The following is a 23,841-nucleotide window of genomic DNA, read 5'->3' on the forward strand; positions in this document are numbered from 1 at the left end:
CTTCGGAGTACACCATGTGAGCCCGGGGACGGTCAATTGATGTTCAAGGTGTGGTCAGGGGCCGTCGGTGACGAGGGCGCGGAGGGCTCGGAGGGCGAGTCCGGAGGCGGGGACGGGGCGGGGGACGGGGACGGTACGGACGGGGTGTCGGCCGCCGGGTCGCCCCCGCGTGCCGCGTCGGCCGCCTCGTACAGGGCGGCGGGGCGCACTCCGCCGAAGGCCGCCACCAGATGGCCGTCCGGCCGTACCAGCAGCACGCTGTGCGCCGACGCGCCCGGATAGCCCTCGGTGACCAGCAGCTCCGCCCGTACCGGCAGAGCCGTCACCGCCGCCGCCAACCGGGGCATGACACCCGCGGTCAGCCAGTGCCGCCGGTCCCACACGCCGGTGCCGGGCGCGACGAGCACGACCAGCAGCTGTCCGCGCCCGAGCCGGTCCCGCAGCCCGGCCGTCGTCCCGTCCGGCGCCGTCACCCGTACGTTGTCGACCGGCGCGCCGGGCGGCGTGCCGACCGCCGTCTGCGCCTCGGCGTACGGAGGCGCGAGGGGGGAGTGCGGATAGGCCGGCGGTGCTCCCAGCGGCCCGAAGCCCAGATGTCCGTCCGAGAGCAGCGTGTCGTGCCCGCGTACGCCCCCCGGGAGATACGTCCGCAGCCCCCCGCCGCCGCGCAGTATCGGCAGCGACTGGTCGGCGGCGCGCAGCCGTGCGGCCACGGCCGTGCGCCGCTCCGCCTGGTAGCTGTCCAGCAGGGTGTCGGACGCACCGTGGTGCCAGGCGTGGGCGAGCTTCCAGGCGAGATTGTCGGCGTCCCGCAGCCCCTCGTCGAGCCCCTGTGTGCCCACGGCGCCGAGCAGGTGCGCGGCGTCCCCGGCGAGGAACGCCCGGCCCACCCGCCAGCGCTTGGCCAGCCGGTGGTGCAGCGTGTAGACGCCGGTGTCGAGCAGTTCGTACGGCGGGGTCTCGCCGCACCAGCCGGCCAGGGTGTCCCGTAAACGGGCGATCAGCGCGTCGGGGGTGACCAACTCGTCCCGCGAGGGCAGCAGCCAGTCGAGCCGCCACACCCCGTCCGGCAGGGGCCGGGCGGAGACCTCCGCGCCACCGGAGCGCCACGGCGGCTGCCGGTGCAGTACGGCCTCCCCGGGCCAGGGCAGCTCGGCGCGCAGCGCGGCGACGGCGTGGCGTTCGACCCCCGTACGGCCGGGGAAGCGGACCCCGAGCAGTTTGCGGACGGTGGACCGGGCGCCGTCGCAGCCCACCAGGTGACTGCCGCGCCACCAGGTCGCCCCGGGGCCGCGCGTGTGCACGCTGACCCCGCGCGCGTCCTGCTCCAGCGAGTCGAGGCGGTTGCCGGTCACGACCCGTACCAGCGGCTGGTCCGCGATGGCCTCCCGCAGCCCGCGGGCCAGCGCGTGCTGCGGGATGTGCAGCGGGGCCGGGCCGCCGTCCTCACCGAGCGGCTGCTGTCGCATCAGTTGCTTGCGCCTCAGTGACCGCCAGCCCACCCAGTGGACTCCCTCGTCACGCAGGGTGGTGCAGCCGAGGCGTTCGGCGAAGGAGGCGGTGTCGGACCGCAGGACGACGGTGCGGGCCGGGCGCGGGTCGTCCGTGCCAGAGCCTTCGTCCAGGACGACGCTGGGGACGCCCTGGGCGGCGAGGGCGAGGGAGAGCGCGAGCCCGACGGGGCCCGCGCCCGCCACGATCACCGGGTCCACGGCGCGACTCCTCCGGCCCGTACGGTCCTGCGGTCAGTGGCGGTTGGAGCCCGGTACGCGATCACAGAACGTATGCAACCTACTGGGGGTGCCCCCGTCAAGCGACGACCGGGGCGGCGCGCGCCCGGTGCGGGCGCCGCCGCCCCGGCCGGGACGCTGCTGGACCAGGACGCTGCCGGGCTCGGACGCAGCCGGCCTCAGGCGCCGGTGGCCGTCTTCGCCTGGCCCGGACCGTTGGCCAGATCCGCGTCGCCCGCGCCCAGGACCGCGCCCGTGCTCTTCTTCGCCCTGCGGAGCCGCTTCTCCAGCCAGCCCGCGAACGTCGTGAGTACGAAGTTGAGCACGATGTAGAGCAGGGCGATGACGGTGAACGCGGCGATGGTGTTGGCGCCGTAGTTCGCGGTGATGGTGCGGTTCTGCGAGAGCAGTTCCTGGAGGCCGAGCAGCGCGCCGCCGAGCGCGGTGTCCTTGACGATCACGACCAACTGGCTGACCAGGGCGGGCAGCATCGCCGTGACCGCCTGCGGCAGCAGGACGTACGTCATGGTCTGGCCCTTGCGCATCCCTATCGCCTTCGAGGCGTCGGTCTGCCCGTACGGGAGCGAGAGGATGCCGGCCCGGACGATCTCCGCGATGACGGAGGCGTTGTACAGCACCAGGCCCGTCACCACCGCGTACAACGGCCTGCTGTCCGAGGGGATGTCGGTGAACTGCACGTACAGCTGACTCGCGAAGACCATCATGATCAGGACGGGGATCGAGCGGAAGAACTCGACGACCACACCGACCGGCACCCGGACCCAGCGGTGGTCGGAGAGCCGGCCGATACCGAGCAGCGCGCCGAGCGGCAGGGCTATCACGACGGACAGCGCCGCCGCCTGGAGGGTCACCCCGAGGCCGGGCAGCAGATAGGTCGTCCAGACCCGGGAATCCGTGACGAACGGACTCCATTTCTCGGACGCCAGCTGGTTCTTGTCGGCCATGGTGGAAAGGACCCACCAGGCCGCCAGTCCGAAGAGGACGAGGAACACGATCGTGTAGATGATGTTGCGCCGCTTGGCGCCGGGTCCCGGGACGTCGTAGAGGACGTTGGTGGCACTCATCGTTTCACCGCCACTCGCTTGCTGACCCAGCCGAGGATCAGGCCCATCGGAAGGGTGAGAACAACAAATCCGAAGGCGAACACCGCGAATACGGCGAAGAGCGCGTCGGCCTCGTTCTCGATCATCGTCTTCATCAGCGCGGCGGCTTCCGCGACGCTGATCGCGGCGGCCACCGTGGTGTTCTTGGTCAGGGCGATCAGTACGTTCGCGAGAGGCGCGACGACGGAACGGAACGCCTGGGGGAGCACGATCAGCGTCAGGACCTGGAAGAAACCCAGGCCCAGCGCGCGGGCCGCCTCGGCCTGTCCGACCGGCACCGTGTTGATGCCGGAGCGCAGGGCCTCACACACGAAAGTACCGGTGTAGGCGACCAAGCCGAGGACGGCCAGCCGGAAACCGATGGACTTGAAATCCTGGCCGCCGAGCGTGATCGCGAGCGTCTGGTAGAGACCCAGCGAACAGCCGACGATGATCACCGTCAACGGGGTGTTGCGCACGAGGTTGACGTAGGCGGTGCCGAAGGCACGCATCAGTGGCACGGGACTGACGCGCATCCCGGCCAGCAGCGTTCCCCATATCAGGGAACCGACCGCGGAAAGAAGGGCGAGCTGCACGGTCACCCAGAACGCGCCGAGCAGGTCGTACCGCCCGGAATCAAGAAAGTCGAACACGATGCCCCGCGCTCTCCCCAGGTTGGCTTTCCGGTACGCGCCGCCGGTCGTCCCGGCGGCGCGTCACCGCTGTCTCTGCTGGTCGGTGATCGGGCCGCGTCAGCCGATCGCGGGGGCGGGCTCGTTCTTGTAGCCGGCCGGACCGAAGTTGGCCGTCACGGCCTTCTGCCAGGAACCGTCCGACTCCATCTTCTTGAGGGCGTCGTTGATCTTGCCGAGGAGTTCGGTGTCGCCCTTCTTGAGGCCGATGCCGTAGTTCTCGTCGCTGAGCTTGAGGCCCACGAGCTTGAACTTGCCCTCGTGCTCCTTCTGCGCGGCGTAACCGGCGAGAATGGAGTCGTCGGTCGTCAGGGCGTCAACGGTCTTGTTCTCCAGGCCCGTCAGGCACTCGGAGTAGCCGCCCTGCTCCAGGAGGCCGGCCTTGGGGGCGAGCTTCTCCTTGACGTTCTGCGCCGAGGTGGAGCCCGTGACCGAACAGAGCTTCTTGGAGTTCAGGTCCTCGGGCTTGGTGATGGAGGAGTCGTCCGCGCGGACCAGGAGGTCCTGGTGGGCGAGGAAGTACGGTCCCGCGAAGTCGACCTTCTGCTTGCGCTCGTCGTTGATCGAGTAGCTCGCGGCGACGAACTTGACGTCACCGTTGGCGATCAGGTTCTCGCGCTCGGCGCTGGGCGCCTGCTTCCACTCGATGTCCTTGGCGTCGTAGCCGAGTTCCTTGGCGACGTACGTGGCGACATCGACGTCGAAGCCGGTGAAGGTGCCGTCCGGCGTCTTCAGGCCGAGGCCCGGCTGGTCGAACTTGATACCGATGGCGATCTTGCCGCCGCTCTCGCTGTCCTTCTCGTCACCGCTGTCGCCGCCGCACGCGGTGGCGGTCAGGGCGAGGACGAGAGCGGCGGCGGCGGACGCGCCTGCCTTGTGAAGCTTCATGCGTGGACTTCCCTCAAGTGAGACGTTGACGGACGGTTCTGACGAAACGAAGGGCGACCCGTAAGGGCGACCCGTGACGACCGCCGGTGCGAAGGGCGATCCGTGACGACCGGTCGGTGCGCGGGATGATCGGTGACGATCGGTCAGTGGTGCAGGATCTTCGACAGGAAGTCCTTGGCACGGTCACTGCGGGGATTGCTGAAGAACGCTTCGGGCGACGCCTCTTCGACGATCCGGCCGTCCGCCATGAAGACGACCCGGTTCGCCGCCGAGCGCGCGAAGCCCATCTCGTGGGTGACGACGACCATCGTCATCCCGTCGCGGGCCAGCTGCTGCATGACCTCGAGGACCTCGTTGATCATCTCGGGGTCGAGCGCGGAGGTCGGTTCGTCGAACAGCATGACCTTGGGGCCCATCGCCAACGCCCTCGCGATGGCCACACGTTGCTGCTGTCCGCCCGAGAGCTGCGCCGGGTACTTGTCGGCCTGCGTCCCCACACCCACCCGGTCCAGGAGCGCGCGGGCCTTCTCGTCCGCGGCCTTCTTGTCCGTCTTGCGGACCTTGACCTGGCCCAGGGTGACGTTCTCCAGCACGGTCTTGTGCGCGAAGAGGTTGAACGACTGGAAGACCATGCCGACGTCGGCGCGGAGCCGGGCGAGTTCCCTGCCCTCCTGCGGCAGCGGCTTGCCGTCGATCGAGATCGCGCCCGAATCGATCGTCTCCAGGCGGTTGATGGTGCGGCACAGTGTGGACTTACCGGACCCGGAGGGCCCGATGACAACCACGACCTCGCCCCGGGCGATGGTCAGGTCGATGTCCTGGAGCACATGCAACGCGCCGAAGTGCTTGTTGACGTTGCTCAGTACGACCAGGTCGTCCGACGCCGCAACAGCGTCCTCGGGGCCCTTGGTCACTGACACTCCGCTCATCGGCTTTTTGCTCCGTCCCACTCGGTTGGGGAGGACCCTAGTCACGCACCGCTATCAGCGTCAGCAGATCTGAGCTGAACTTGAGGATCACGATCCGGCCTCAACCGGACACTCCGGACGAAGGGGGGCGGTGGGCGGGGAACAGCCGGGAACAGGAGGAGAACGGGTGGGTAACGGAAACCTGGCTGTCATGGCCCGGTCTTGACCGAGACGACACCATGAGCGTGGACGACCCGTCCGTACCGTGACCGGGTACGGCCGGAACACCGGAGCGACCCGGTACGTGGAAGCGGGTCCAGGACCGTGCTCAGGAGGGTGGAGGGGGGCCATGAGGCTGCTGCTCGTCGAGGACGACGACCATGTCGCCGCCGCGCTGTCGGCGGTGCTCGCCAAACATGGGTTCGTGGTGGTGCACGCCCGCAGCGGGGAGGAGGCGCTCCAGGCCCTCCTGCCGGCGGCCAACGCGGGCAAGGAGCCGTTTGCCGTGGTGCTGCTCGATCTCGGGCTGCCGGACCAGGACGGCTACCAGGTCTGCGGCAAGATACGGAAGATCACCACAACGCCGGTGATCATGGTGACCGCGCGGGCCGACGTGCGCTCCCGGATCCACGGCCTCAACCTCGGCGCCGACGACTACGTCGTCAAGCCGTACGACACCGGTGAACTGCTCGCCCGTATCCACGCCGTGAGCCGCCGGAAGGCGGGCGCCGAGGAGCCGGCGGCCGCGGAGGGCGCCGGGGCCGGCCAGCGGCTCGGGCGGCTCACCCTGGAGCTGCTCACCCGCCGGGTGAGCGTCGACGGCGGGGCCGTCCAGCTGACCCGCAAGGAGTTCGACCTGCTGGCCCTGCTCGCGCAGCGGCCCGGTGTGGTCTTCGGCCGGGAGCAGATCATCAGCGAGGTCTGGCGCACCAGCTGGGAGGGCACCGGCCGGACGCTGGAGGTCCATGTGGCCTCGCTGCGCGCCAAGCTCGGCATGCCCGCGGTGATCGAGACGGTCCGGGGTGTCGGCTACCGCCTGGTCGTCCCGGCCGCGCACGAGGGTCCGTAACGCCCCGTGCGCAGCCGACTCCTGCCGCTGCTCATCGTGCTCATGGCCGGTGTGCTCCTCGCCCTCGGCTTCCCGCTGGCCGTCCTTCTCGCCGCCGCGCAGCAGCAGCGTGTGGTGGTCGACCGCATCGACGACGCGGCGCGCGTCGCCGCGCTCGCGCAGTTCGCCGTGGAGAGCCGCGACGGCGCCGACGAGCGGCTCGACATGCTGAAGGAGGAGCTGGCGCGCTACTACGACGTCTACGGGATCGATGTGGGGGTCTTCCTGCGCGACGGCTACGGAGTGATGGCTCGCGCGCCGAGGACGTTCTCGATCCCGACATCCGGTGAGGGCCGCCAGGCCTTCGAGGAGGCGCTGCGGGGACGCCGCAGCGACGACCCCGAGCAGGTCTGGCCGTGGCAGCGCGGCCGGCTGATCGTCGACTCGCCCGTCGTACGGGACGGAGACGTCGTCGCGGTCGTGGTGACCGATTCGCCCACGGGCCGGATGCGGTCGCGCATCCTTCAGAGCTGGCTCATCATCGCCGCCGGCGAGGCGGCCGCGATGCTGGTCGCGGTCGGGGCGGCGATCCGGCTCACGGGCTGGGTGCTGCTGCCCGTACGGGTGCTGGACGCGGTGACCCACGACATCGCGACGGGCCGGATGAACTCACGGGTCGCCGCCGCCGGCGGGCCCCCGGAGCTGCGGCGCCTCGCGATCTCCTTCAACGAGATGGCCGACAACGTCGAGGACGTGCTGGAGCAGCAGCGCGCCTTCGTGGCCGACGCCTCGCACCAGCTGCGCAATCCGCTCGCCGCCCTGCTGCTCCGGATCGAGCTGCTGGCCCTCGAACTGCCCGACGGGAACGAGGAGATCGCCTCCGTACGCACCGAGGGCAAGCGCCTGGCCCACGTGCTCGACGACCTGCTGGACCTGGCGCTGGCCGAGCACACCTCCGCGCAGCTGCGGCTCACGGACATCGGGGAGCTGGCGGCCGAGCGGGTCGCGGCGTGGCGGCCGGTGGCCGAGGAGAAGGGCGTCACGCTGACCCGGGAGGGGGGCGCCGTCACGGCCTGGGCCGATCCCATCGCGCTCTCCAGCGCGCTGGACGCCGTGATCGACAACGCCGTGAAGTTCACCCCGGCGGGTGGCGGGGTGACGGTGACGGCGGGGCGTGAGGGGCCGATGTCCACGCTGGTCATCAACGACGGCGGGCCGGGGCTCACGGACGACGAGATCACCCGGATCGGCGATCGGTTCTGGCGCAGCAACCGCCATCAGAACGTCAAGGGCTCGGGGCTGGGACTGTCGATCTCCCGGGCCCTGCTGACGGTGGGCGGCGGTTCGATCACGTACGCGCACGGCGAGCCGCGCGGGCTGCGGGTGACGCTGCGCGTGCCGAGGTCGTCCGACCGGGACTGACGGCGTGCGGGAGTGCCGGAAGTGCGAGGCGTGCGGGAGTGCGAGGCGTGCGAGGAGCGCAGGGCGTGCGAGGTGTGCGCGGGTACGCCTCAGGGCTTGACCGACTCGTAGTAGTGCATGGCGCCCTCGTGCAGGTCCAGGGGGTCCGTGTAGATCGCCGTACGCAGGTCCACCAGCTGCGCGGAGTGCACCTCCTTGCCGATCCCGTCCCGGCTGTCGATCACCGTGCGGGTGAAGCCCTCGGTCAGCGCGGAGTCCATCCGGTCCGTGGTCACCAGCAGGTTCGCCACCGCTATCGTCGGTACGGCCTGGGCGCTCCTGGCCTCGGGATAGGCGTCGGCGGGCATCGCCGCCGAGCGGTAGTAGCGCGTGCCGGGCGAACCCGCGGCGTGCAACTGCTCGACCACCGGGGCGTCCAGCGGCACCAGCCGGACAGCGAAGCGTTCCGACAGCCTCTCCACCGCCGTGGTGGGCAGACCGCCGGACCAGAAGAAGGCGTCCAGCTCGCCCTGTTCGAGCTTGCCCGGCATCTTGTCGATCCCGGCGAAGACCTCCCTGACGCCCGTCGCGGGATCCAGGTTCGCGGCCTTCAGCACCCGTTCCGCCACGAGGCGTACCCCTGACTCCGGTTGTCCCACCCCCACCCGCGCACCGCGCAGGTCCGCGACCGACTGGATCTTGGAGTCCTTGGCGACCACCAGCTGTACGTAGTCGTCGTAGAGCCGGGCGCAGCCGCGCAGCCGCTCCCACCCGGGCTTCTTCTCCGTGATGTAGTTCGAGACGGCGTCGGCCGTCGCTATCGTGAAATCGGCCTTGCCCCTCGCCACCCAGGACAGGTTCTGCGGAGAGCCCTGGCTGGGCTTGAGCGTGACGGACACGTCCGGCAGATCCTTGGCGAGGTCTTCCTGGAGCAGCTCCCCGTACTGGTGGTACACCCCGGTCCTGACCCCGGTGCTGAAGGTCACCGCGCCACTGGGCGCCGCGTCCCCGATCGGGAGCAGCCACCACGTCAGCAGGCCGAGCGCCACCAGCGCCGCGGCGGCGCCCTGGAAGGCCCGGTTGCGCCTGATGCCCGGTGATGGGGTGACCATGCCGCGATCCTGCCAGTTCGCTCCCTCTGCTGACCAGGTTTTGTCCACTCCACGCCACTCCACACCGGTGCTGCACGCCACTTCACGCCGGTGCCCCACGCCACTCAACGCCGGGGCCCGGCCGTTCACGCCGAGGGGGCCGTGCTCAGTGGTCCGAGGGGACGATCGCCGGGGCCAGCCGGCGCCACGCGTGCAGCGGCAGGTCGTGCTGCGGGTTGTCGGTCACCACCTGGATCGCGAGGTGGTCGGCTCCCGCCGCGAGGTACGCCGCGACCCTCGCCGCGATGGCGTCTGCGTCCCCCAGCGCGAACACCGCGCCCAGCAGGTGGTCGCTCCCGCCGTCGCGGAAGTCGTCCTCCGTGAAGCCCAGGCGCAGCAGGTTGTTCGTGTAGTTCGGCAGCCGGAGATAGAAGCTCAGGTAGGCCCGCGCCCGCGCACGCGCGGCGTCGAGATCGGGGTCGAGGACCACCTTCAGCTCGGGCGCGAGCAGCGCGTCCTCGCCGAGGATCCCCCGCGCCTCGGCGGTGTGCTCGACGGTCACCAGGTACGGGTGCGCCCCCGCCGCCCGGTCCCGGGACAGGGTCAGCATCCTGGGCCCGAGCGCCGCCAGGACGCGCCCCTCGGCGGGCACCGGCTCGGCGGCGGAGTCCAGTGCGGTCAGGTACTCCCGCATCGCCGAGTACGGGCGGGCGTACCCCTCCGTCATGCTGTCGTGGCTGACGCCGAGCCCGAGGACGAAGCGTCCCGGGTGGCGCTGTTCGAGCGCGGCCCGCTGACCCGCGACCTCGGCGGCGTCGTGCTGCCAGATGCTGAGAATGCCGGTGGCCACGGTGATCCGGGGGGCCGCTTCGAGGAGCGGCGCCGCATACGGGACGGCGGGGCTGCTGCCCAGCCAGATGGTGCCGTAGCCCAGCGCGTCGAGCTCCGCCGCGGCGTCGTCGAACGCGCTCGTGTACAGCGATCCGCCGCCGCTCAGCGCGTGGGTCCACGCCGAACTCCAAACGCCTACGGTGCCCAGCCTGTGGCTCTTCGGCATGGCAATCCCTCCCGGGTGAAGTGCGGACTTCGCAGTGAGCACACTACGGAAGAGGGAGCGGGGTTCGAGACGGGTCCCCGCCACCGCCTACCCTGGTCCGATGAGCAGCGGCGACCGGAGACTGTCAGTGGGCGTTGACCGAACCTACGAGATCCGCACCTACGGGTGTCAGATGAACGTCCACGACTCCGAACGATTGTCGGGGCTCCTGGAGGACGCCGGGTACGTCCGGGCGCCCCGGGACGCCGACGGCGACGCCGATGTCGTCGTCTTCAACACCTGCGCGGTGCGCGAGAACGCCGACAACAAGCTCTACGGCAACCTCGGCCGGCTCGCCCCGATGAAGACCAGGCGGCCCGGGATGCAGATCGCCGTCGGCGGCTGCCTGGCGCAGAAGGACCGCGACACGATCGTGAAGCGCGCGCCCTGGGTCGACGTCGTGTTCGGTACGCACAACATCGGCAAGCTGCCGGTCCTCCTGGAGCGCGCGCGCGTCCAGGAGGAGGCCCAGGTCGAGATCGCCGAGTCGCTGGAGGCGTTCCCCTCCACCCTGCCGACCCGCCGCGAGTCCGCGTACGCCGCGTGGGTCTCCATCTCGGTCGGCTGCAACAACACCTGCACCTTCTGCATCGTGCCCGCGCTGCGCGGCAAGGAGAAGGACCGCAGGCCCGGCGACATCCTGGCCGAGATCGAGGCACTGGTCGGCGAGGGCGTCTCCGAGATCACGCTGCTGGGCCAGAACGTCAACGCGTACGGCTCCGACATGGGCGACCGCGAGGCGTTCTCCAAGCTGCTGCGGGCCTGCGGCGCGATCGAGGGCCTGGAGCGGGTCCGCTTCACCTCGCCCCACCCGCGCGACTTCACGGACGACGTGATCGCGGCGATGGCCGAGACGCCGAACGTGATGCCGCAGCTCCACATGCCGATGCAGTCGGGCTCCGACCGGGTGCTCAAGGCGATGCGCCGCTCGTACCGGCAGGACCGCTACCTCGGCATCATCGACAAGGTGCGCGCCGCCCTCCCGCACGCGGCCATCTCCACGGACATCATCGTGGGCTTCCCCGGCGAGACCGAGGAGGACTTCGAGCAGACGATGGACGCGGTCCGCGCGGCCCGCTTCACCCAGGCCTTCACCTTCCAGTACTCCAAGCGCCCCGGCACCCCCGCCGCCGAGATGGACGGCCAGGTGCCCAAGGCGGTCGTCCAGGACCGGTACATGCGGCTGTCCGCCCTCCAGGAGGAGATCTCCTGGGAGGAGAACAAGAAGCAGGTCGGCCGCACGCTGGAGGTGATGGTCGCCGAGGGCGAGGGACGCAAGGACGGCGCCACGCACCGCCTCTCCGGCCGCGCGCCCGACAACCGGCTGGTCCACTTCACCAAGCCGGACGAGGAGGTGCGCCCCGGCGACGTGGTGACCGTCGCGATCACCTACGCGGCGCCGCACCACCTGCTGGCCGAGGGGCCCACGGACGCGGTACGGCGTACCCGCGCCGGAGACGCCTGGGAGCGGCGGAACGCCGCGGAGGCGCCGAAGCCCGCCGGGGTCCTGCTGGGACTGCCCACGATCGGCGTGCCGGCGCCGCTGCCCGCGATGTCGGGCGGCTGCTCCGTCGAGTGACCGCCGGGCGGCCGGGCCCGGGGACTCCGCGTCCCGGACCCGGTGGCCCGTGAGGCGTCGTCCGTGCCCGCGTTAGGGTGCGGACATGCTGGTCGCCGCCGCCGTCTGCCCCTGTCCGCCGCTGCTCGTGCCCGCCGTCGCCGCGGGGGCCGGAGCCGAACTGGACGGCACGCGCGCCGCGTGTGCCGACGCCCTCGGCGTGCTGGCCGCCGCGCGGCCCGACCGGCTGATCGTCGTCGGACCCGCCGGGGAGGCCGCCCGCGGACCGTATCCGGGGGGCGCCACCGGGTCCTTCCTCGGCTTCGGGGTGGACGTACGGGTCAGGCTCGGCGAGAGCGTCGCGCAGGGAGGCGAGAGCGCCGCGCCGGGACCGGACGGGGCGGTGGGTCCCGGAGTGCCGCCGGCCCGCGCGCTGCCCGCCTCCCTCGCGGTCGCCGCCTGGCTGCTGGAGCAGGCGCGCTGGACGGCCGCACCGGTGACCGGACTCGGCGTGGGGGAACCTCTCGCCACCGAGCGGTGTATTCAGGTCGGGAAGGAGATCGCCGGGGAGCCGGGGAGGACGGCTCTGCTGGTGATGGGCGACGCCAGCGCGTGCCGGACGCTCAAGGCGCCCGGATATCTCGACGAGCGCGCGGAAGCCTTCGACGAAGGGGTGGCGCGCGCGCTGGGGGCCGCCGACGTGGCCGCTCTCAAGGCACTGGACGCGGAGCTGGCGTACGAACTCCAGGCCGCCGGGAGGGCACCCTGGCAGATCCTCGCGGGCGCCGCCGAAGGGGCACACCTCAACGGCGCGCTGCTCCACGACAGCGCGCCGTACGGCGTGGGCTATCCGGTCGCGGTCTGGTCCTGACCGCCGGACACGTCAGGCGGGAGGCGGCGGGGTGCCACCGGGCGGTGTCCCGCCGGGTGTGGTGCCGCCGGGCGTCGTACCGCCGTCGTCCTTGTGGGCGAGACGGTCCAACGCGCTCTTGGCCTTGCCCGTACCCGAGTCGATCTTGTCGCTGTACTTGCCCTTGGTCCGCTGGTCGACCGTACGGGCCGCCTTGTCCAACCCGTCACCGATCTTGCCCCCGTGCTGCTGGGCGAGGTCGGAGACCTTGTCCTTGGCAGGAGACAGTCTGGCCTTGAACGAATCCATGAGGCCCATGGCCCACCTTCCCTCGAAAGACATATGAGGGGACATATGGCGTCCAAACCCCCATATCCGCCTTCCAGCGTACTCGCGGGCACCGGACCCCGCGCCGCGGAGGCGCCGTGAACGCACTCCGGAATCGTTCCGTCACACAACTCGTACGGGCGGGGGCCCGGAGTTTGCGAGACTGGGCAGGTGAGAACCGCAGCTCGCGCACCACGGGTCATCGCCGTCGTCGGTCCCACCGCGGCCGGCAAGTCCGATCTGGGCGTTCATCTCGCCCGGCAACTCGACGGTGAGGTCGTCAACGCCGACTCCATGCAGCTCTACCGGGGGATGGACATCGGGACAGCCAAACTGACGACGGAGGAGCGCGCCGGGGTCCCGCACCACCTCCTGGACATCTGGGACGTCACCGAGGCCGCCAGCGTCGCCGAGTACCAGCGGCTCGCCCGGGTGGAGATCGACCGGCTCCTCGCCGCCGGCCGTACACCGGTGCTGGTCGGAGGCTCGGGGCTGTACGTACGGGGTGCCATCGACGCCCTGAACTTCCCCGGCACCGATCCCGGGGTGCGCGCGCGGCTGGAGGACGAACTGACCCTCCGCGGCTCCGGGGCGCTGCACGCCCGGCTGGCCGCCGCCGACCCGCCGGCGGGCCGCGCGATCCTGCCCAGCAACGGCCGTCGCATCGTCAGGGCGCTGGAGGTGATCGAGATCACCGGCAAGCCGTTCACCGCCAACCTGCCCGGGCACGACGCGGTGTACGACACCCTCCAGATCGGCGTCGACGTCGCCCGCCCCGAACTCGACGAGCGGATCACCCGCCGGGTGGACCGCATGTGGGAGGCGGGCCTGGCGGACGAGGTACGCGCCCTGGAGGGGCGGGGTCTACGGGAGGGGCGTACGGCCTCCCGCGCTCTCGGCTACCAGCAGTTGCTCGCCGCGCTCGCGGACGAGTGCACGGACGACGAGGCGCGGGCCGAGACCGTACGGGCCACGAAGCGCTTCGCGCGACGTCAGGACTCGTGGTTCCGCCGCGACTCGCGCGTGCACTGGCTGAGCGGCGGAACGGAGCACCGCGAGGAACTCCCGCACCGGGCATTGACGTTGGTCGAACGAGCGGTCACAGCCTGATCACGTGATGGCATCGGGACGCTCAGGCCGTCATTCCCGTACCCGCGAGCGTGCCATCATCGAGCATCGATCGACCAGTGGAGTCCGAGTTGGGAGGGCGCGTGGCGATGGAGGCCGGCCCTCGCGACGGAGACCCCGCGGCGCGGCAGACCCAGGAAGACGCGCCGCGCCTGAGTCCCGACGGGCCCGACGAGGAGACCACCACCCCGGAGGTCGAGGTCGAACTGCGGCCGCAGCGCAGGCTGCGGATCTGGCAGCTCGCGCCGATCGTGGTGCTCGCCGCGGTGGGGTCCCTGATGTTCGCCTTCCCGCTCGCCTTCGGCACGGGCGACGGCGGAGCGGTCGTCGCGATGCTGGGGCTGCTGATCAGCTGCTGCGCCGCCGGCTGGGGCATGATGGCCGCCCGCAAGGTGGGCCACGCGTGGCCGGGGCTGCCCGCCCGGTCCTCCGGGGAGCGTCCCGACTGGCGGGTCATCGCCCTGTACGTCACCGTGGGCGCGGCCGTGGTCGCCCTCGCCGTGTGGCGCGTCGCACGCCTCCGCTGAACCGGTACCCGGTCCCGTACGGCTGGCCTCGCGTGCCTGACCTCGTACGATGGATCCCGTGAGCAACCCGCCGACGGCATCCGCCGCACCGATCGCCTTCCTCAAGGGTCACGGGACCGAGAACGACTTCGTGATCATCCCCGACCCGGACAACGTCATCGACCTGCCCGCCCACGCCGTGGCCGCGCTCTGCGACCGGCGGGCCGGCATCGGCGGCGACGGGCTGCTGCACGTCGTCCGGTCGGCGGCGCACCCCGAGGCGCGGGACATGGCCGGCGAGGCCGAGTGGTTCATGGACTACCGCAACGCCGACGGGTCCGTCGCGGAGATGTGCGGCAACGGCGTCCGCGTCTTCGCCCGCCACCTGCGGCGCGCCGGGCTGGTCGAGCCGGGCGACCTCGCCGTCGCCACCCGGGGCGGCGTGAAGAAGGTGCACCTCGCCAAGGGCGCCGGCGCCGAGGACGGGGACATCACGGTCGACATGGGCCGCGCGCTGCTCCCCGGCGGCGAGGTGACGGTCACCGTGGACGGCCGCGCCACCGCCGCCCGTCACGTCAACATGGGCAACCCCCACGCGGTCACCTTCGTCGAGGACCTGGCACACGCGGGCACGCTCTTCGCCGCGCCCGCCGTCACCCCCGCGAGCGCCTACCCCGACGGGGTGAACGTCGAGTTCGTCGTCGGACGCGGCCCGAACCACGTCGCGATGCGCGTCCACGAACGCGGCTCGGGGGAGACCCGCTCCTGCGGTACGGGCGCCTGCGCCGTGGCCGTCGCCGCCGCCCGCAGGGACGGCGTGGACCCCGCGGTGACCGGAGAGCCCGTCACGTACACCGTGGACCTCCCCGGTGGCCGACTGGTCGTCACGGAACGCCCGGACGGCGGCATCGAGATGACCGGTCCCGCCGTCATCGTGGCGGAAGGTCACCTCGAACCCGCCTGGCAGGCAACGGCGTTCGGCTGAGAAGCCGGTCGAGAGGGCACGGATCGACACCGAATGTTCGCTCGAACGAGTGATCAGTTTCACGCTGGGCGGGAGCTGGTCCGGACCACGTGGTGGGCTCGGTAGCATCAAGCACCGGCCCGGAGGGCGCTCCTGCTCCTCCGCCGCCGGTCGAAGCTGCCGGAGGTGCCCCATGAGCGCAGAGGCCACCAGCCCTGGTGCCCACGGCCGCAGACGCGGCCTTCCCCGGATCGACCTGCGCAGGATCGGCAGGGCCGCGCTGCTGGGGCCTGCCTCCAGAGGGCGGTTGTCGGACGCCATCGGCCATGTGGCCGACGCGCACCGGGCCCACCACCCCGACGCCGACCTCTCCGTGCTGCACAAGGCGTACGTCCTGGCGGAGTTCTCGCACCGCGGGCAGTTCCGCAAGAGCGGCGAGCCGTACATCACCCATCCGCTGGCCGTGACGCTGATCCTCGCCGAACTGGGCGCGGAGACCACGACGTTGACCGCCTCCCTGCTCCACGACACCGTCGAGGACACGGACGTGACGCTCGATCAGGTGCGGGCGGAGTTCGGCGACGAGGTCTGCTACCTGGTCGACGGGGTGACCAAGCTGGAGAAGGTCGACTACGGCGCGGCGGCGGAGCCGGAGACGTTCCGCAAGATGCTGGTGGCGACGGGCAACGATGTCAGGGTCATGTCGATCAAGCTCGCGGACCGGCTGCACAACATGCGCACGCTGGGCGTGATGCGGCCGGAGAAGCAGGCCCGGATCGCCAAGGTCACCCGCGACGTCCTGATCCCGCTCGCCGAACGGCTCGGCGTCCAGGCGCTCAAGACCGAGCTGGAGGATCTGGTGTTCGCGATCCTCCATCCGGAGGAATACGCCCGCACGCGCGCGCTGATCGCGGACAACGCCACCGCAGGGGACGCCCTCGCCGCCATCTGCGAGGACGTCAGGCAGGTGCTGCGTGAGGCGGACATCACCGCCGAAGTCCTCGTCAGGCCGCGGCACTTCGTGTCCGTGCACCGGTCCAGGCTCAAACGCGGCGAGTTGCGCGGCACCGACTTCGGCCGGCTGCTGGTGCTGGTCGGCGAGGACGCCGACTGCTACGCCGTGCTGGGCGAGCTGCACACGTGCTTCACGCCGGTGATCTCCGAGTTCAAGGACTTCATCGCGGCGCCCAAGTTCAACCTGTACCAGTCGCTCCACACGGCGGTCGCGGGACCGGACGGCGCCGTCGCCGAAGTCCTCATCCGTACGCACCAGATGCACAGCGTCGCCGAGGCGGGCGTGGTCGCCCTCGGCAACCCGTACGCCTCCGTGGACGTGGCGGAGCCGCAGGACGGCGAGCGCGCGGACCCGACCAGGCCCGGCTGGCTCTCCCGGCTCCTGGAGTGGCAGCAGGCGGCGCCCGACCCGGACACCTTCTGGACCACCCTGCGCGCGGACCTCGCCCAGGACGGCGAGATCACGGTCTTCCGCGCCGAGGGGGGGATGCTCGGGCTGCCCGCCGGGGCGAGCTGTGTGGACGCCGCGTACGCGCAGTACGGCGAGGCGGCGCACAGCTGCCTCGGCGCGCGCGTCAACGGCCGTCTGGCGACGCTCAGTACGGTCCTGCGGGACGGTGACACCGTCCAGCTGCTCCTGTCCCACGACGCGGCCTCCGGGCCCTCTCCGGAGTGGCTCGACCACGCCCGTACCCCCGCCGCCAGGATCGCGATCACCGGCTGGCTGGCCGCGCATCCGGAGAGCGTCAAGGCGCCCGCCGCGACGCCCAGGGCGCCCGCCGCCCTCACCGCCGACCGGCGCGGGGCGTCCAACGCCGTCGTGGACCTGCCGGGCGCGACCGTACGGCTCGCCGGCTGTTGTACGCCCGTACCGCCCGACGCGGTCGTCGGCTTCGCCGTGCGCGGCGGCGCCGTCACCGTCCACCGCGAGGAGTGCCCCGCCGTCGCGCGGATGAAGGCGCTCGACCGGGCCCCGGTCGGGGTGAGCTGGGGGGACGCGGCCGAATGCAGGGTCACGCTCTACGCCGAGTCCTTCGGCCGCCCCGGGCTGCTCGCGGACCTCACGGAGGCGATCGCCACGGCCGACGCGGCGATCGTCTCGGCCACCGTCGAACCGCCCAGCGAGCAGCGCGTCCGGCACACGTACACGCTCCAACTGCCCGACGCGGCGGGCCTCCCGAGCCTCATGCGCGCGATGCGGGACGTGCCGGGTGTGTACGACGTGAGCCGCGCCCAGCAGCCGGCCACGGCCTGAGCCCCGCCCGGCGGCCTCCGCACCCGTTCGGGTGGGATCCGCGCGCGTCGCCGGGGTGGGGCGGCCCGGCGCTGGTAGCGGTGGTCCATGCTGCTCACCTCCCGCCGGCTGCGCGCCGCCCTGCTCGCCGCCGCCTCGGCCACCCTCGTCGCCGCGACGCCCTCCGCGGCGCCGCCCCCGCCCGAGCCGCTCGGCATCGGCGATCCGCTCTTCCCGACGCTGGGCAACCCCGGGTACGACGTCCTCACCTACGACCTCGATCTGGCCTACGGCGGTGACAACACCAAACCGCTGGACAGCGTCACCAAGATCAACGCCGTGACGACGGGGCGACTGGAGCGGATCAATCTCGACTTCACCCACGGTGTGGTCCGCTCGGTGCGGGTCAACGGCGAGCCCGCCGCCTTCGCCACGGCCGGGGAGGACCTGGTCGTCACCCCCGCCAGGCCCCTCGGAGCAGGGGCCCGCATGTCGGTCACCGTCAGCCACACCAGCGACCCCCGGGGCACGGCGGGCGGCTGGGTGCGCACCACCGACGGACTGGTGATGGCCAATCAGGCGGACGCCGGGCACCGTGTCTTCCCCGGCAACGACCACCCCGCCGACAAGGCCTACTTCACCTTCCGTATCACCGTCCCCGAGAACCTGACGGCCGTGGCCAACGGTCTGCCGGAGGAGAAGAACCGCGCGGGCGCGACCACCACCTGGACCTACCGCACCCACCACCCCATGGCCACCGAGCTGGCGCAGGTCTCCATCGGGAAGTCGGCAGTCCTGCACCGGGAGGGACCGCGCGGACTGCCCGTACGGGACGTCGTGCCGGCCGCCGACGCGGCGAAGCTGGAGCGCTGGCTCAAGAAGACCCCCGCGCAGCTGCGCTGGATGGAGCAGCAGGTCGGCCCGTACCCCTTCGAGACGTACGGGCTGCTGATCGCCGCCGCCGAGACGGGCTTCGAACTGGAGACACAAACGCTCTCCCTCTTTGAACGCTCCCTGTTCACCCGGTCCGAGTACGGCGAGTCGTACGTCGACGCGATCATGGTCCACGAACTGGCCCACCAGTGGTTCGGCAACAGCGTCACCCCCCGCAACTGGTCCGACCTGTGGCTCAACGAAGGACACGCGAGCTGGTACGAGGCCCTCTACGCCGAGGAGTACGGCAAGAAGCCGCTGGAGGAGCGGATGCGCAGCGCGTACGAGATGTCCGACGGCTGGCGCGCCGGGGGAGGGCCGCCCGCCGCTCCCGCGCCGCCCACCCCGGGCCACCAGATCAGCCTCTTCCGGCCGGTCGTCTACGACGGCAGCGCCCTGGTGCTCTACGCGCTGCGCCAGGAGATCGGCGCGAGCGCCTTCCAGCGGCTGGAACGGCTCTGGGTGCGGCAGCACCGGGACGCCACGGCCACCACGGCCGACTTCACCGCGCTGGCCTCGGCGGTCGCGGGGCGTGACCTGAGCGGCTTCTTCCGGGTCTGGCTGTACGGGAAGAAGACACCGCCGATGCCTGGTCACCCGGACTGGCGCACCGAGACGACGCCCGCCAACCGCCCCGGCGGGCGGGACACGGCCCCCGGGGCAGCGGGGGAACAGCCCGTGAAACCGGAGTGACGACCGGCCCGAAGCGTGCCACCATCAACGGGTCGGACAGCGGATGGCGCGGCCGGGAATCAATCCGGACCGTCACGCGTTGTGACGATCGAGGGGAATGCCAGAGCCTGGAGCCGCGGCTTCTCCCGTATTCACTTCCCCCAGCGACGTAAGGATCCAATGACCTCCTCTTCCTCCCCTTCCCAGCACGCGCAGACCTTCGCGGACGACAGCACTGCGGACACCCGCACGGACAGCCTTCGGGCCGATGCTCTGATGGAAGAGGACGTCGCCTGGAGCCATGAGATCGACGGGGAGCGGGACGGCGAGCAGCTCGACCGCTCCGACCGCGCGGCGCTCCGCCGTGTCGTGGGACTGTCCACGGAGCTCGAAGACGTCACCGAGGTCGAGTACCGGCAGCTGCGCCTGGAGCGTGTGGTGCTCGTCGGCGTGTGGACGACAGGGACCGTGCAGGACTCCGAGAACTCCCTCGCGGAGCTGGCGGCGCTCGCCGAGACGGCCGGCGCCCTGGTCCTCGACGGAGTGATCCAGCGCCGTGACAAGCCCGACCCGGCCACGTACATCGGCTCCGGCAAGGCCCAGGAGCTGCGGGACATCGTCCTGGAGAGCGGCGCCGACACGGTCGTCTGCGACGGTGAGCTGAGCCCCGGCCAGCTCATCCACCTCGAAGACGTCGTCAAGGTCAAGGTCGTCGACCGTACGGCCCTGATCCTCGACATCTTCGCCCAGCACGCCAAGTCCCGTGAGGGCAAGGCGCAGGTCGCGCTCGCCCAGATGCAGTACATGCTGCCGAGGCTGCGCGGCTGGGGCCAGTCGCTCTCCCGGCAGATGGGTGGCGGCGGCGGTGGCGGGATGGCCACCCGCGGCCCCGGTGAGACCAAGATCGAGACGGACCGGCGCCGGATCCGCGAGAAGATGGCGAAGATGCGCCGGGAGATCGCGGAGATGAAGACCGGCCGCGAGATCAAGCGGCAGGAGCGGCGTCGTAACCGGGTGCCGTCGGTCGCGATCGCCGGATACACCAACGCGGGCAAGTCGTCCCTGCTCAACCGCTTGACGGGCGCCGGGGTGCTGGTGGAGAACTCGCTGTTCGCCACCCTGGACCCCACCGTGCGCCGCGCCGAGACGCCGGGCGGCCGGATCTACACGCTGGCCGACACGGTCGGCTTTGTCCGGCACCTGCCGCACCACCTGGTCGAGGCGTTCCGCTCCACGATGGAGGAGGTCGGCAACTCCGACCTGATCCTGCACGTGGTCGACGGTTCGCACCCCGCGCCGGAGGAGCAGCTGGCCGCCGTGCGCGAGGTCGTCCGTGACGTGGGCGCGGTGGACGTCCGCGAGATCGTCGTGATCAACAAGGCCGACGCGGCCGATCCGCTGGTCCTCCAGCGGCTGCTGGGCGCCGAGCGGTACGCGATCGCGGTCTCGGCCCGTACGGGCCAGGGCATCGCCGAGCTGCTCGCGCTCATCGACGCCGAGCTGCCCCGGCCCGAGGTCGAGGTCGAGGTGCTCGTTCCGTACACCCTGGGCGGGCTGGTCTCGCGGGTGCACGCCGAGGGTGAGGTCCTCTCCGAGGAGCACACCCCGGAGGGCACGCTCCTGAAGGCGCGTGTCCACGAGGAGCTGGCGGCGGCGCTGTCCGCGTACGTGCCGGTGCCCGTGGCGCCCTGACCGTACGAGAACGTATGTGACCGAGCGACGTTGAACGCCAAGGGGCCCGATCCCTCCTCATGAGGGACCGGGCCCCTTGGCGTTGTCCTTCCGGGCTTCTGCGGTGCCGCTACTTCGCGAACTTCTCGCTGACACCGTCGTAGATGCCCTTGGCCACGTCGCCCAGGCGCGGGCCCGCCAGCCAGCCGGCCTTCACCGGGCCGATCGAGGTGTTGGACACCAGGGCGGGCTTGCCGTCCGCACCCTCGGCGACCCAGCCGCCGCCGGACGAACCACCCGTCATCGTGCAGCCGATGCGGTACATCGTCGGGTCGTCCGCCTTCAGCGACAGGCGGCCCGGCCGGTCCGCGCACTGGAACTGCTTCTGGCCCTCGAAGGGCGGCGCCGCCGGGTACCCGGTGGCCGTCACACTCGCGATGTCCGCAGTGGCCGGGGCGTCGAAGTCGACCGGCAGCGCCGCGCCGACCGTCTCCTCCAAGGACGCGCCCGTGCCGCCCTTCTCCGGCGTCACGTGGATGACCGCGAAGTCGTAGGGAGCGCCGAGACCACCGGAGGACGACCCCTGCGCGATCCACTGGTCGGAGGTCTGCGCCCCGTCCGCCCACCAGAGGCCGTGCGGCGCCTGCTTGTCGGGATCGGCCTGCAACTCGGCCTCCGACAGGCCGTCGTTGTTGTACGACGGGACGAAGACCAGGTTGCGGTACCAGCCGCCGTCCTTGCCCGCGTGCACACAATGCCCCGCCGTCCAGACCATATTGGACTTGCCGGGGTGGGCCGGGTCCTGGACCACCGTCGCCGAGCAGACCATCGACCCCTTGGGGCCGTCGAAGAACAGCTTCCCGGACGCGGGCTCGGCGGCGTCGTACGGCGTGCTCACGGCCTGGGCCGCGACCGGCTGCGGCGTCGGGTCGGTGACCCCCGCGTCGCCCGAGATGTCGTGGGCCTCGACCGGCTGCTCCGGGGGCTTCTGCGCGTCGCGCATCCGGTCCGGGTCCCAGAGGTCCTTGATGATCGGGTTGACGAAGTCCCTGGCCTCACGCAGCCACTTGTCCTTGTCCCAGTCCTTCCACTCGCCGTTCTTCCACTTGTCCATGTCGATCCCGCGCTCCTTGAGGCGCTCCTTGAGATCGTCAGGGATCTGGATCTTGCCGTCGGCGGGGGCGGCGCTCGCGGTGGACGAGCCGGACGCGGTGTCGTCACCCGAGCCGCAGGCCGTGGCGGTGAGTGCCAGCACCGTGGCCATGGAGACCGCCGCGAGAGCGGAGGACATCCCGCGCCCCGCGCGCCTTCCCCTGCGGACGGCGGACATCGGGCGAATGGGTCGCATGCGTGAATCTCCCTGGGACTTCGGAGTTGTTCTCAGCTGTAGGAACCAACGGCGCACCCGGTCACGGTCCTGACCCTGGACGCGCCTCCCAACTATGCCGTTGCCGTTGGGGACGGCATACGGCAGGGGCGTGGTTCCGCGCCCAAGGATCTTCGCACGGGCCCGTGATCCGGGGCATTCCCCGTCGTTGACATGTGCGGGGGGACAAGACGGCGCCCACCGCCGGGAACCGGCGGCCGAGCGCCGTACTGACATGCAACCGACCTGTGACTGCGGGAGGACCATCAGCCGTGGCCGTGACCGAACCAGCTCCGGCGGCACCGACCGTCGCACACGAGGGCATTCTGCGGCGCCAGGCGCTGCGTGAATCGGCGGCTCGTACGTACGCGAGGTCGCTGCCCATCGTGCCCGTACGCGCCCGGGGCCTGACCATCGAAGGCGCCGACGGCAGAAGGTACTTGGACTGTCTGTCCGGCGCGGGCACCCTGGCACTCGGGCACAACCACCCGGTTGTCCTGGAGGCGATCAGGAAGGTCCTCGACTCCGGGGCGCCGCTCCACGTCCTCGACCTCGCCACGCCGGTGAAGGACGCCTTCACCACGGAGTTGTTCGCCACGCTGCCCGCGCGGTTCGCGCGCCACGCGCGGGTGCAGTTCTGCGGTCCCGCCGGCACCGACGCCGTCGAGGCCGCCCTCAAACTGGTCCGTACCGCCACCGGCCGCGCGGGCCTGCTCTCCTTCACCGGCGCCTACCACGGGATGACGGCCGGCGCCCTCGCGGCTTCCGGCGGAGCCCCCGACGTACGGGTGACACGGCTTCCTTACCCGTACGACTACCGGTGCCCCTTCGGCATCGGCGGGGAGCGCGGCGCCGAACTCGCCGCCCGCTGGACCGAGAACCTCCTCGACGACCCCAAGGGCGGGGTGCCCGCCCCCGCCGCGATGATCCTCGAACCGGTGCAGGGCGAGGGCGGAGTGATCCCCGCCCCGGACGCCTGGCTCCGCAGGATGCGGGAGATCACCACGGCCCGCTCCATCCCGCTGATCGCCGACGAGGTGCAGACAGGAGTCGGGCGGACCGGTACCTTCTGGGCCGTGGAGCACAGCGGAATCACCCCTGACGTCATGGTTCTCTCCAAGGCGATCGGCGGCTCCCTCCCGCTGGCGGTGATCGTCTACCACGAGGACCTCGACTGCTGGCCGCCCGGCGCCCACGCGGGGACGTTCCGCGGCAACCAGCTCGCCATGGCGGCGGGCGCGGCGACCCTCGCGTACGTCAGGGAGAACCGGCTCGCCGAGCGTGCCGCGCTCCTCGGTGCCCGCATGCTGGGACAGCTCCAGGGACTCGCCGCCAACCACCCCTGCATCGGGGACGTCCGGGGCCGGGGCCTCATGATCGGGGTGGAGCTGGTCTCCCCGGAGGCCGACGCTCCCGCTCCGCCCGACCCCGTCCTCGCCAGGGCCGTCCAGCAGGAGTGCCTCCGTCGCGGGCTCATCGTCGAGCTCGGCGGCCGGCAGTCCGCCGTCGTCCGGCTGCTCCCTCCCCTCACGCTCACCGACGAACAGGCCGCGGCGGTCCTCGACCGGTTCGCCGACGCTCTGGCCGCCGCCGAGCGCGGAGCGCTCCTCCGGACAGAATCCGGTCCGTCGCACTGATCCCGGACCCCATCACAAGGAAGC

Annotated in this window: 20 protein-coding genes; 11 read left to right on the plus strand and 9 right to left on the minus strand. The window is 71.5% G+C overall.

Features of this window, described 5'->3' with window-relative positions; genetic code table 11:
• Window positions 1-32: 32 nt before the first annotated feature.
• The 5 genes from ACIO1C_RS29035 to ACIO1C_RS29055 form a co-directional block, all read right to left on the minus strand.
• Complete coding sequence (locus tag ACIO1C_RS29035; protein ID WP_401868765.1) at window positions 33-1,712, minus strand: FAD-dependent monooxygenase; 1,680 nt, start codon at window positions 1,710-1,712, stop codon at window positions 33-35.
• 197 nt (window positions 1,713-1,909) lie between these two features.
• Window positions 1,910-2,815 carry an amino acid ABC transporter permease gene (locus ACIO1C_RS29040; protein WP_401868768.1) on the minus strand — a complete coding sequence of 302 codons (906 nt, stop codon included), beginning with the start codon at window positions 2,813-2,815 and terminating at the stop codon, window positions 1,910-1,912.
• Entirely contained in the window at window positions 2,812-3,486 is a 675-nt protein-coding gene (locus tag ACIO1C_RS29045; protein ID WP_401868771.1) for an amino acid ABC transporter permease, read from the minus strand. Before ACIO1C_RS29045 ends, ACIO1C_RS29040 begins: the two co-directional genes overlap by 4 nt.
• 99 nt (window positions 3,487-3,585) lie before the next feature.
• Entirely contained in the window at window positions 3,586-4,413 is an 828-nt protein-coding gene (locus tag ACIO1C_RS29050; protein WP_401868774.1) for a glutamate ABC transporter substrate-binding protein, read from the minus strand.
• A 143-nt stretch (window positions 4,414-4,556) separates the two neighbouring features.
• Window positions 4,557-5,342, minus strand: coding sequence for an amino acid ABC transporter ATP-binding protein (locus tag ACIO1C_RS29055; RefSeq protein ID WP_161309395.1), 786 nt, complete (start codon window positions 5,340-5,342; stop codon window positions 4,557-4,559).
• Between the two features lie 328 nt (window positions 5,343-5,670).
• Between ACIO1C_RS29055 and ACIO1C_RS29060 the strand changes: the two genes are divergently transcribed.
• Together ACIO1C_RS29060 and ACIO1C_RS29065 are read left to right on the plus strand one after the other, a co-directional pair.
• Window positions 5,671-6,390 (plus strand): response regulator transcription factor, encoded by a 720-nt coding sequence (locus ACIO1C_RS29060; protein ID WP_401868776.1) that lies wholly within the window; start codon window positions 5,671-5,673, stop codon window positions 6,388-6,390.
• Between the two features lie 6 nt (window positions 6,391-6,396).
• On the plus strand, window positions 6,397-7,791 hold the full coding sequence (locus tag ACIO1C_RS29065; RefSeq protein ID WP_401868778.1) for an ATP-binding protein: 1,395 nt from the start codon (window positions 6,397-6,399) through the stop codon (window positions 7,789-7,791).
• A gap of 89 nt (window positions 7,792-7,880) precedes the next feature.
• Here ACIO1C_RS29065 and ACIO1C_RS29070 read toward each other — a convergent pair whose 3' ends face one another.
• Window positions 7,881-8,882 carry a TAXI family TRAP transporter solute-binding subunit gene (locus ACIO1C_RS29070; protein ID WP_401868780.1) on the minus strand — a complete coding sequence of 334 codons (1,002 nt, stop codon included), beginning with the start codon at window positions 8,880-8,882 and terminating at the stop codon, window positions 7,881-7,883.
• A 145-nt stretch (window positions 8,883-9,027) separates the two neighbouring features.
• Entirely contained in the window at window positions 9,028-9,918 is an 891-nt protein-coding gene (locus ACIO1C_RS29075) for a TIGR03620 family F420-dependent LLM class oxidoreductase (RefSeq protein WP_401868783.1), read from the minus strand.
• Window positions 9,919-10,018: 100 nt separating this feature from the next.
• On the opposite strand from ACIO1C_RS29075, the gene miaB reads away from it, so the two are divergent.
• Together miaB and ACIO1C_RS29085 are read left to right on the plus strand one after the other, a co-directional pair.
• Window positions 10,019-11,536, plus strand: coding sequence for a tRNA (N6-isopentenyl adenosine(37)-C2)-methylthiotransferase MiaB (gene miaB / locus ACIO1C_RS29080; protein ID WP_401868785.1), 1,518 nt, complete (start codon window positions 10,019-10,021; stop codon window positions 11,534-11,536).
• An 85-nt stretch (window positions 11,537-11,621) separates the two neighbouring features.
• A complete protein-coding gene (locus tag ACIO1C_RS29085) occupies window positions 11,622-12,386 on the plus strand; it encodes a class III extradiol dioxygenase subunit B-like domain-containing protein (RefSeq protein WP_401868787.1) in 765 nt (254 codons plus the stop codon).
• Between the two features lie 12 nt (window positions 12,387-12,398).
• Here ACIO1C_RS29085 and ACIO1C_RS29090 read toward each other — a convergent pair whose 3' ends face one another.
• Window positions 12,399-12,683, minus strand: a complete 285-nt coding sequence (locus ACIO1C_RS29090; protein WP_401868790.1) for an antitoxin — start codon at window positions 12,681-12,683, stop codon at window positions 12,399-12,401.
• 180 nt (window positions 12,684-12,863) lie between these two features.
• On the opposite strand from ACIO1C_RS29090, the gene miaA reads away from it, so the two are divergent.
• The 6 genes from miaA to hflX all read left to right on the plus strand — a co-directional run bounded on the left by miaA (window position 12,864) and on the right by hflX (window position 20,835).
• Window positions 12,864-13,802: a tRNA (adenosine(37)-N6)-dimethylallyltransferase MiaA gene (miaA, locus tag ACIO1C_RS29095; protein ID WP_401868792.1), complete on the plus strand. Its 939-nt coding sequence runs from the start codon at window positions 12,864-12,866 to the stop codon at window positions 13,800-13,802.
• A gap of 107 nt (window positions 13,803-13,909) precedes the next feature.
• Entirely contained in the window at window positions 13,910-14,347 is a 438-nt protein-coding gene (locus ACIO1C_RS29100) for a hypothetical protein (RefSeq protein WP_401869199.1), read from the plus strand.
• 58 nt (window positions 14,348-14,405) lie between these two features.
• Entirely contained in the window at window positions 14,406-15,311 is a 906-nt protein-coding gene (gene dapF, locus ACIO1C_RS29105; RefSeq protein WP_401868794.1) for a diaminopimelate epimerase, read from the plus strand.
• Between the two features lie 172 nt (window positions 15,312-15,483).
• Window positions 15,484-17,559, plus strand: a complete 2,076-nt coding sequence (locus ACIO1C_RS29110) for a RelA/SpoT family protein (protein ID WP_401868797.1) — start codon at window positions 15,484-15,486, stop codon at window positions 17,557-17,559.
• A gap of 87 nt (window positions 17,560-17,646) precedes the next feature.
• Window positions 17,647-19,164, plus strand: coding sequence for a M1 family metallopeptidase (locus tag ACIO1C_RS29115; protein ID WP_401868799.1), 1,518 nt, complete (start codon window positions 17,647-17,649; stop codon window positions 19,162-19,164).
• Between the two features lie 159 nt (window positions 19,165-19,323).
• Window positions 19,324-20,835, plus strand: a complete 1,512-nt coding sequence (hflX, locus tag ACIO1C_RS29120) for a GTPase HflX (RefSeq protein WP_401868802.1) — start codon at window positions 19,324-19,326, stop codon at window positions 20,833-20,835.
• A gap of 109 nt (window positions 20,836-20,944) precedes the next feature.
• Here hflX and ACIO1C_RS29125 read toward each other — a convergent pair whose 3' ends face one another.
• Window positions 20,945-22,162 carry a trypsin-like serine peptidase gene (locus ACIO1C_RS29125; protein ID WP_401868804.1) on the minus strand — a complete coding sequence of 406 codons (1,218 nt, stop codon included), beginning with the start codon at window positions 22,160-22,162 and terminating at the stop codon, window positions 20,945-20,947.
• A 290-nt stretch (window positions 22,163-22,452) separates the two neighbouring features.
• On the opposite strand from ACIO1C_RS29125, the gene ACIO1C_RS29130 reads away from it, so the two are divergent.
• Entirely contained in the window at window positions 22,453-23,817 is a 1,365-nt protein-coding gene (locus ACIO1C_RS29130; RefSeq protein ID WP_401868806.1) for a diaminobutyrate--2-oxoglutarate transaminase family protein, read from the plus strand.
• Window positions 23,818-23,841 lie beyond the last annotated feature (24 nt).

Origin of the sequence: Streptomyces sp. NPDC087420, assembly GCF_044744165.1 — a bacterium.
In the GTDB taxonomy this organism is placed as follows: domain Bacteria; phylum Actinomycetota; class Actinomycetes; order Streptomycetales; family Streptomycetaceae; genus Streptomyces.

Bases quoted from the DNA above. Each gene is read 5' to 3' on its own strand.
- ACIO1C_RS29040 (WP_401868768.1), bottom strand. From the start codon at position 2,815: ATGAGTGCCACCAACGTCCTCTACGACGTCCCGGGACCCGGCGCCAAG.
- ACIO1C_RS29050 (WP_401868774.1), bottom strand. From the start codon at position 4,413: ATGAAGCTTCACAAGGCAGGCGCGTCCGCCGCCGCCGCTCTCGTCCTC.
- ACIO1C_RS29055 (WP_161309395.1), bottom strand. From the start codon at position 5,342: ATGAGCGGAGTGTCAGTGACCAAGGGCCCCGAGGACGCTGTTGCGGCG.
- ACIO1C_RS29060 (WP_401868776.1), top strand. From the start codon at position 5,671: ATGAGGCTGCTGCTCGTCGAGGACGACGACCATGTCGCCGCCGCGCTG.
- ACIO1C_RS29070 (WP_401868780.1), bottom strand. From the start codon at position 8,882: ATGGTCACCCCATCACCGGGCATCAGGCGCAACCGGGCCTTCCAGGGC.
- ACIO1C_RS29075 (WP_401868783.1), bottom strand. From the start codon at position 9,918: ATGCCGAAGAGCCACAGGCTGGGCACCGTAGGCGTTTGGAGTTCGGCG.
- miaB (WP_401868785.1), top strand. From the start codon at position 10,019: ATGAGCAGCGGCGACCGGAGACTGTCAGTGGGCGTTGACCGAACCTAC.
- ACIO1C_RS29085 (WP_401868787.1), top strand. From the start codon at position 11,622: ATGCTGGTCGCCGCCGCCGTCTGCCCCTGTCCGCCGCTGCTCGTGCCC.
- ACIO1C_RS29090 (WP_401868790.1), bottom strand. From the start codon at position 12,683: ATGGGCCTCATGGATTCGTTCAAGGCCAGACTGTCTCCTGCCAAGGAC.
- ACIO1C_RS29100 (WP_401869199.1), top strand. From the start codon at position 13,910: ATGGAGGCCGGCCCTCGCGACGGAGACCCCGCGGCGCGGCAGACCCAG.
- ACIO1C_RS29110 (WP_401868797.1), top strand. From the start codon at position 15,484: ATGAGCGCAGAGGCCACCAGCCCTGGTGCCCACGGCCGCAGACGCGGC.
- ACIO1C_RS29115 (WP_401868799.1), top strand. From the start codon at position 17,647: ATGCTGCTCACCTCCCGCCGGCTGCGCGCCGCCCTGCTCGCCGCCGCC.
- hflX (WP_401868802.1), top strand. From the start codon at position 19,324: ATGACCTCCTCTTCCTCCCCTTCCCAGCACGCGCAGACCTTCGCGGAC.
- ACIO1C_RS29125 (WP_401868804.1), bottom strand. From the start codon at position 22,162: ATGCGACCCATTCGCCCGATGTCCGCCGTCCGCAGGGGAAGGCGCGCG.